At 41.5% G+C, this 1,209-nt stretch carries 2 protein-coding genes; both read right to left on the minus strand.

Annotated elements, in window-relative coordinates; genetic code table 11:
• On the minus strand, positions 1-533 hold a 533-nt coding region (locus NZ896_03410), incomplete at its 3' end, for a hypothetical protein (GenBank protein MCS7116499.1).
• 66 nt (positions 534-599) lie between these two features.
• Positions 600-1,209: hypothetical protein (locus tag NZ896_03415; protein ID MCS7116500.1), on the minus strand; the 610-nt coding region annotated here is incomplete at its 5' end.

Here is a 1,209-nt window from a genome sequence, read left to right on the forward strand (position 1 = left end):
TTCTCAGCAAACTCTTCCTTACTCATAATCTTCAGAGCGATCAATTCGGATAAGGATAATGAACCAGGGCTTACCTCATTAACCTCTTCCTTCTTAAATCTCTCTTTCAGTGGAAGGAGTTGGTTCCAATAATCGATGGCCTTCTTCAATCGAGAAGGGAATATCTGCCGAATACTCACTATGGGGTGCCATGAATTTATGAAGATCTCAACTAGCCTTTCAATAGATGCTGCCCTGATCTTCAATTCGATCATCAAAGGATCGATATAAAGTGATGATGCTCGATACTTGACCCACTCGCCTTGCAACTTCACAATCGATGAGAGTTGGTTCAAAGCTTCAACATCGAGCAGAAGCTCATCCAAGAGCTTCCAATGTGGTAAGTACCTTCTAAGCAATTCTAACGATCTCTTAACATCTAGCTCGAATGGATCGCCCTTCCTCTCTATCGCTTTACATAGATCGATGATCCTCAATAGTAAAGAGATCCACTCTTGCCTATCCCTTTTAGAGGCCTTGGTATCTTTGCTCAACATCGTTCCTCCATTTTGAAAACACCTTTTAATTTTATTTTCAAAAACATTTTCAGATTTACCTTTTTACCTTTTCGTTATAACCTCCTTAACCTCAGACTTACCATGCTCATTCTGGACGATGATGATATTTACATTTTCATCGATGAATGTCAATTGGCTCGGGGTGATCAAGATGTATTGAATCTGCCCTAACTCCTTTATGTGTGATAAAATCATCTGAAACATAACCTCCCGATTCTTCGGATCCATATGTACATCAAATTCATCCACTGCTCTAAATGGTGAAAGTACCAATTGTTGTAAAGATAGTAGGAAAGCCATTATCGATACACTCCTCTCCCCTCCACTCTGTGTATAGGCATCGAGAACCATCATCGGAGCGCCTCGGAATCCGACCAGCAATTCTAATCCGGCACTCTCTACATCATCCTCACCGATCAATCTAACATAGCCTGTAGCATTGATCTTCGACAAGATCGCTCGATAACGAGGATTGACTTCGTCTAACAACCTTCTAATGGCATCTCTCCACACCCTCCTCCTCTCCTCCAACTCCTTCAAGACCCTCTGTTTATTCTCATTTACCAATTGAAGCCTCGACTTCAATTCTTCATAATTCTTCGAATAACTCTCATAAATCTCCACAGCATCCTCTGGTACATCGCCCAGACTC

This window comes from Nitrososphaerales archaeon (genome assembly GCA_025058425.1).
Classification (GTDB): Archaea; Thermoproteota; Nitrososphaeria; order Nitrososphaerales; family JANXEG01; genus JANXEG01.